Origin of the sequence: Lentibacillus kapialis, from assembly GCF_014646635.1 — a bacterium.
Taxonomy (GTDB): Bacteria; Bacillota; Bacilli; order Bacillales; family Amphibacillaceae; genus Lentibacillus; species Lentibacillus kapialis.
In genome coordinates, this window is record NZ_BMNQ01000089.1 from 1 (window position 1) to 7,097 (window position 7,097).

The 7,097-nt window shown below is 43.8% G+C and carries 5 protein-coding genes and 1 pseudogene; 4 read left to right on the plus strand and 2 right to left on the minus strand.

The window, feature by feature from the left end; all coding sequences use genetic code 11:
- A pseudogene (locus IEW67_RS17140) lies at positions 1-230 on the minus strand (ectoine hydroxylase); the annotation flags it as partial.
- A gap of 306 nt (positions 231-536) precedes the next feature.
- Positions 537-2,030, minus strand: a complete 1,494-nt coding sequence (locus IEW67_RS17145; protein WP_188634299.1) for a BCCT family transporter — start codon at positions 2,028-2,030, stop codon at positions 537-539.
- 232 nt (positions 2,031-2,262) lie between these two features.
- Here IEW67_RS17145 and IEW67_RS17150 point away from each other — a divergent pair, with 232 nt between their 5' ends.
- From IEW67_RS17150 to sdhB, 4 genes are all read left to right on the plus strand, one after another.
- Positions 2,263-3,318 (plus strand): C45 family autoproteolytic acyltransferase/hydrolase, encoded by a 1,056-nt coding sequence (locus IEW67_RS17150; protein ID WP_188634300.1) that lies wholly within the window; start codon positions 2,263-2,265, stop codon positions 3,316-3,318.
- Positions 3,319-3,399: 81 nt separating this feature from the next.
- Positions 3,400-4,191, plus strand: coding sequence for an ABC transporter ATP-binding protein (locus IEW67_RS17155; RefSeq protein WP_188634301.1), 792 nt, complete (start codon positions 3,400-3,402; stop codon positions 4,189-4,191).
- Positions 4,184-5,833, plus strand: coding sequence for a hypothetical protein (locus IEW67_RS17160; RefSeq protein ID WP_188634302.1), 1,650 nt, complete (start codon positions 4,184-4,186; stop codon positions 5,831-5,833). Before IEW67_RS17155 ends, IEW67_RS17160 begins: the two co-directional genes overlap by 8 nt.
- A 266-nt stretch (positions 5,834-6,099) precedes the next feature.
- Entirely contained in the window at positions 6,100-6,870 is a 771-nt protein-coding gene (gene sdhB / locus IEW67_RS17165; protein WP_188634303.1) for a succinate dehydrogenase iron-sulfur subunit, read from the plus strand.
- The last annotated feature ends 227 nt before the right edge of the window (positions 6,871-7,097 follow it).

Below are 7,097 nucleotides of genomic sequence, written 5' to 3' on the forward strand. Positions count from 1 at the left end.
ACATCTCTGTTCGAATCCTGCAATTCAAAAATGGCTTTCTGCATGTCCGCAACTTCCTCATCGGAGAAGAAATTCTCAATCTGCAAAAACCCATTTTTTTCATAGGAATCAAGCTGTTCTTTGGCAATAGGGGCCTGATTATCTTTGGATCGATCCGTGTGTATCACAGGGTCCTTCCGTTCTAAAAGCTCCGGCTGGTCCTTTTTTCGTGATGGATAAAGATCTTCCATTATAACAACACTCCCTATTAAAATTTTCACTGATATATGCCATTAAGTTCCCTGGTTCGCCGGGAAACTTTCCTGCATCGTTTTTAACGACACCTCATCTTTCCTTTAATGCGTAAAAGCCCTAATATAAAGACCATTTAAAATTATTGTACAATTGAACCGACGTTAATGCAAGCGATACGAGCAAACTTGGACTTACCTTCCCTTCCCTTATAGCAAGTGCCAAAGTCATCCGCACTCTATATTTTCTGACGTGACAACATAACTGCCCTTCCGACATGGTGTCAGACAGGACAGTGTGAGTTGTCATTTTTTATCAGGCCAGGTTTTTTCTTTATCAGCCTTAAGCGCTTTATAAAACGAAATAATCATGAGAAGCATGATAACCGAAAATGGAAGTGCCGCTGAAATTAGCGCATTTTGCAGAGACTGCAGACCACCTGTGTAAAGCAATACTGCTGCAATGGCTGACTGAGCAAATCCCCAGGTAAATTTTACCGTTGTCGGCGGTGACATGGATCCATTGGTCGTCTGCATGCCCAGGACGAATGTTGCCGAATCAGCTGATGTAATAAAAAACGTGCTGATCAGCAGGATGCCTATAATCGATAAAATCATGCCGAATGGCAGTTGTTCAAACATCCCGAACAATGCCTGCTCATCCGGAAGTCCGGCGATATCCGCCCCGTTATTCTGCGCATCAATGCCTGAGATGCCAAATGCCGAAAACCATAAAAAGCCGACAACAGACGGTACAATCAAAACACCGGCCAGAAATTCCCTTATCGTCCGCCCTTTTGAAACACGGGCGATGAATATCCCGACAAACGGCGACCAGGCCATCCACCATGCCCAAAAGAAGACCGTCCAGTCCAATACCCATTGGCGTTCGTCCTGATCATTCGGCGCCAAGCGGAAGCTCTCTGAAGGCAACTGCTGCAAATAGGAACCGATTGTATCCGTAAACGAGTTAAAGATATATAAACTCGGTCCAAGTATTAACGTTGCCAAAAATAGTATCGCACCCAATCCCATATTGGCATTACTCAAATACTTAATGCCCCTGCTGAGTCCGGTATATGTTGAAATCATAAATAAAACTGTCACAATTAAAATAATGATAAGCTGTACCCAAAACGAAATGGGAACATCAAATAAAAAAGCAATCCCGCCGTTAATTTGCGTAGCGCCAAAGCCCAGTGTCGTTGCTACCCCCACAATGGTTGCAAACACGGCAATGACATCGACAGCTTTTCCCCATGCTCCTTTCATTCGGTCGCCAAACAGTGTTTCCAGTGAAGCACTGACCAGACCGGGTTTTTCATGACGGAACATAAAATAAGCCAGCACAAGCGCAATAACAGCATAAATCGCCCAGGCATGAATCCCATAATGAAAAAATGTTAACCGTAGTGCATCTTCAAGTGCTTCCTTTGTCCCAGGTTCAGCAGTTGGCGGTGTTTTCATATAGTGTGAAACCGGGGATGCTACTCCATAAAATACAAGCCCTATTCCCATGCCTGCACTAAAAAGCATGGACAGCCATGACGTATAAGTGAACTCCGGTTTTTCGCCGGGTCTCCCGAGTTTGATTTTTCCATATGGACTAAAAACCAAATACAAACAGAACAATACAAACAACGTGACAATCAACAAATAGAACCAACCAAAATGGGCGGATATATATCCCATTATCGATCCTGAAATACGCTCGAAACTGTCTGGTGTAATGACACCTAGAATTGATAATGCAAGCGTTAGTATCAGTGTGATCCAAAATACGACCGTTACCTTTTTCATACCCTTCAACGCTCCTATCCACATGGTTAGTATAGTTTTTGGATATATGTCTTTTCTATACAAGCACGTATCAGTTTTAGATAAACTTAGCATTCGTCTCGTCTTATAGCGAGCACTTCTTATAAGATCATCCATCATCTACATATTCTGATATGACAAAAGCAGAATGATTTGTTTTGGGAGCGATATCGCGTAAACTGTCATTAGCAAATACGAAAGAGGTCTGACTACAGTGACACAATTCTGGAGCAATGTTATGCAATATCGGGGAACCCACTATGATTTTGGCTATATACAGGGAGAGCAGCTCAGAGACTCCCCTATTCTTATGAATCGGGAAAACCAATGGGGACCGAAAAAAGACAGGCATTTCCTGATAAATCCCGGCGAGATGAGAGCATCTATTCTTCAATTTGCACCGGGGATCTGGGACGAAATCCGCGGCCTGACCGATGCCCTCAATGTGGATATAGAAGAAGGTATCCGCTTGTTCGGCGGCTATTATTTGGAATATAACCGGAGCGGTTGCTCGATTTTCACGGATTCCAATTATATGATCCGCAATTATGACAGCCATCCGATCGGTTATGAAGGCCGTTATATGCTCTATCAGCCAACTGACCAGGGCTATGCTGTCATTGGACCCTCCATGCAAATAACGGGGAGGATTGACGGTCTGAATGAAAAAGGACTTGTCATGGGTTACAACTTCACCCATCGCAAACATTCCGGTGATGGATTCCTTTGTAATATGATTGGACGGATGATCCTTGAAACATGTGCAAGTGTTGATGAGGCCGTTTCTCTTTTGAAAAAAATCCCGCATCGGCATTCATTCAGCTATGTTCTGCTGGATAAAAGCGGCGAGTCCTATGTTGTGGAAGCATCCCCGAGAGAGGTTGCCGTCCGTCAATCTAATGTGTGCACCAACCATTTTCACCTGCTCGATGACGAAAACAGATACCGGCAAGATGAATCGCGCAGACGGGAAAACACTATTCGAAAGGAGCAACAATCTGCCGCAGACCCGTACGAGGCCTTCCGGATCATGAATGATTCCGATAAAGGTATCTATTCATTCAAATATGATGCAGCAGCTGGAACCCTTCATACGGCTGCTTACTTCCCAAAACACATGAAAGCATGGTTTGCAATCGGTCCTGACCGCAGACCGGTTATATTTGATTTCAACAAATGGCTCCATGGGGGAAATATTCATATCAAACAGATTAAAGGCGAGCTTGATTACCCTGAGCCTTTTGCCAACATGGACTTGCAATCGTTCTGAATCTCCTGAATCGGCTCCCCGCAAAATTACCATGATATGTTAAAATTGTTATACTGTTTTTTTGCGTATGGGGGGATTTGAATGACGGAGAAGATATTGTCACTCCATGATTTGACCATTGATTTGGGAGGAAAGCGTGTCCTGAATGGCATCAATTTGGATGTGTACAAGGGACAGATCATCGGTTACATCGGTCCCAATGGCGCCGGTAAAAGCACAACGGTCAAAATCATGCTCGGTTTGATAGAAGATTATCAGGGCGAAGTTGAGATTTTTGGCCAGGACATCGCAGCCGGTGATCATACATATAAACGACGAATCGGTTATGTTCCGGAAAATGCTGAGATCTATGACAATCTCACAGCAAGCGAGTACCTGGCTTTCATTGGTCAGCTTTACGGCCTTGATAAAGACGCGGCAGAAACCAAAGCATGGCAACTGATGCGGGAATTCGACATGGATCATGTCTTTCGCACACGCCTTTCTGCCTTTTCCAAAGGGATGCGGCAAAAAGTGTTGATTATCTCGAGTCTTTTGCATGATCCGGATTTACTCTTTCTGGATGAGCCGTTAAACGGACTGGATGCCAATAGTGTGATGATCATTAAGGATATTCTGGCACAACTGGCTGCCCAGGGAAAAACTATTTTTTACTCGTCACATATCATGGATGTTGTCGAGAAAATCAGCAATCGGATTGTTTTGCTCATTGACGGAGCAGTTGCGGCTGATGGAAGTTTTGCAGAATTAAAAGAACAGAGTAAAGAAGGCACGCTGGAAGACATATTCAATCAGCTGACAGGGTTTGATGAACATGAAGATGTAGCCGGCAATTTTGTCAGCATTGTCAGCGGGGGAGCACATCATGAATGATTTCAATTCATTAAAATGTCTCGATCGTTTTCAATTTTTATTTAAACGGGTCGGCATTGATTATGACGCTATGCGAAACATTCTGCAGCTGAAACTGACGATGGACCAACGACGTGTTCCTGCCATTTTCAGTATGAATTCATCGAAAAAGAAACAAGGCAATCAGTTTCTAAAATCCTTGTGGTATTATGTGCTTTATGGACTCATCACCGTTCCGTTCCTATTTTTGGGCGGTCATTATATGCTGCAAATGAGCCTCTTGTTTGGCATCACTATGTTTTTTCTGATGACCTCAATGATTTCCGACTTCACATCGGTTTTGTTGGATGTGCGGGACAAAAATATCATTGGAACAAAACCTGTGAACAAAAAAACAATCAATGCAGCCAAAATGGTTCATGTCGGCATTTACATGGCTTTATCGGCAGGAGCTTTCATAGCGGCTCCCTTGATCGTCATGATACTGACAAAGGGTATTGTCTTTTCACTGTTGTTTTTAGGCATGCTCATCCTTAGTCTGATTTTTATCATTGCTTTGACAGCCCTTATATACATAGGCACATTGCATGTCTTCAGCGGCGAAAAATTAAAGGACATCATCAACTACGTGCAAATTTTATTATCCGTCGGCATCATTGTTGGATATCAGCTCTTGGCACGTTCCTTTGAGATGATTGACTTCGCCGTTTCATATACGTTTAGCTGGTGGCATGTTATGATACCGCCGATTTGGTTCGGAGCACCATTCGAATGGCTGCTCGGGCAACATAACGCCGGAGGCATCGTCTTTCTGGCATTGCTGGCGCTGGTTGTCCCGATCATCTCTATCATCATTTATGCCCGGCTGATGCCCTCATTTGAGCGAAATTTGGAGAAGCTGTTGAATGAATCCGGAACAAGCAAACGACCATTATTCGACGTGGATCATCTCTGGTCACGCCTTGTCTGCTTCAGCCACGAGGAACGCGTGTTTTTTCAATTTGCTGCTGCTATGATGAAAAAAGAACGGGAATTCAAATTGAAAGTGTATCCAACACTGGGGATGGCCTTATTTTTTCCGTTTGTCTTCCTGTTCAATTCATTAAATGACCTCCAAAGCGGTGATATTGGCGATGGAAAAGCGTATTTAACCATCTATATAAGCAGTATCATGATTCCCGCTGCCGTTCACATGCTCAACTACTCGGAAAACTATAATGGCAGCTGGATTTTCCGAACCATTCCGCTTGCAGATTCCACTTCAATGCATCGCGGAGCCATCAAAGCCTTTATCGTTAAACTTTACTTGCCGATTTTCGCTGTTCTCAGTGTGGTGTTTTTATTTATTTTTTCGTCACGGATCATACCGGACTTGATTGCTGTATTTTTAGCCGGCTATCTGGAGACTGTTGTTTCGTATAAGATACTTAATGGTCTGACGTTCCCTTTCAGCCAATCGTTTGAGTTAGCACACGATACAAATACCGGTTTTAACATCTTACTCAGCCTTATGGCAGCGGTATTCGCAATCGTTCATTACAGCATGTTGTCGGTCAATTACGGCATTTATATTTATATAGGCGCCTTGATGATTGGATCAGTCGTGAGCTGGTTGACTATTTTCCGCAATCATAACCAAACACAACCGAATCAAGCATCTTAAACGAGAACGGAGCTCCGTGTTGAATGGGCTCCGTTCTTTTTATTGGTAGTGTCTTGCTCAAATTGGAGCGGTTTCCACCCGAGTTGCGGCTGTCCCCGCTCAAGTTCACCCCAACTCTGCATGGAGTCATCCATTATCCTTTCTCACAGTCTGTCTTCACGCAGCTGTATAAATTTCCGCCCACATCCCAATACTATTACCATTACATATTAATACTGCACTTGGAAGTTGCGCACTTCCCGAGTTATTCAGAAAGGAGTACGAACATGGCCCCAAAGATAGAAGACAAAACCATTCATTTAATCATAGAGCGGCAAAAAGATCCTGACTCCGAACCATATAAAGAGGCGTTTTCAATTCCTTATAAATCTAACATGAATATCATCTCAGCGCTGATGTATATACGTGAAAACCCTGTCAACAAAGATGGCGAACAAACCATTCCCATTCAATGGGAGATGAGTTGTCTTGAAGAGGTATGCGGTATATGTTCAATGCTCATCAATGATGTCCCCCGCCAGGCCTGCTCCACACTTATCGATGACCTTGAACAGCCGATCCGGATCCAGCCGATGCGCACATTTCCCGTTGTTCGTGACCTGATTATCGACCGTGACAGCATGTTTGATTCATTGAAACAAGTGAAAGCGTGGATACCGATTGATGGTACATATGATATCGGACCGGGGCCGCGGATGAATGAGAACAAACGTCTCATGGCCTATGAACTTTCAAAATGTTTCACGTGCGGTGTCTGTCTTGAAGCATGCCCCAATGTGAATGATAAGAGCGATTTCATGGGACCGTTCGTCTTCCCTCAGGTGCGGCTTAAAAATGCTCATCCAACCGGGGAAATGAACAGTGGCGAGCGTATTGACTCGTTCATGGAAGATGGCGGCCTTCAGGGCTGCAGTAATTCCCAAAACTGTGTACAGGTTTGCCCCAAAGGTATTCCAATCACCACTTCCATTGCATCAGTCAACCGTGAAGCCACGCTCCAATCCTTTAAAAGCTTTTTTGGAAGCGATCATTATTAAGAAGCTCTCCGTTCAGGCTGCTTATTTTTTAAGAAAAACCGGGCAAAAGGCGGCCCGGTCTTTTTTCTATCTTCGTTAGAGAAAATCCGATAATTTATATGCCTGTCCATGTACGCCATTATAATACGTTGGATACATTTCCCCTCCACACATTTCACAGTTGAATTTTGTCTCGAGGACCCCAGCCCAAGCTCACAATTCCAGAAAGCATATAGCGGAATCAGGAA

Coding starts and splice junctions, on each gene's coding strand:
- IEW67_RS17145 (WP_188634299.1), bottom strand. CDS start 2,030: ATGAAAAAGGTAACGGTCGTATTTTGGATCACACTGATACTAACGCTT.
- IEW67_RS17155 (WP_188634301.1), top strand. CDS start 3,400: ATGACGGAGAAGATATTGTCACTCCATGATTTGACCATTGATTTGGGA.
- IEW67_RS17160 (WP_188634302.1), top strand. CDS start 4,184: ATGAATGATTTCAATTCATTAAAATGTCTCGATCGTTTTCAATTTTTA.
- sdhB (WP_188634303.1), top strand. CDS start 6,100: ATGGCCCCAAAGATAGAAGACAAAACCATTCATTTAATCATAGAGCGG.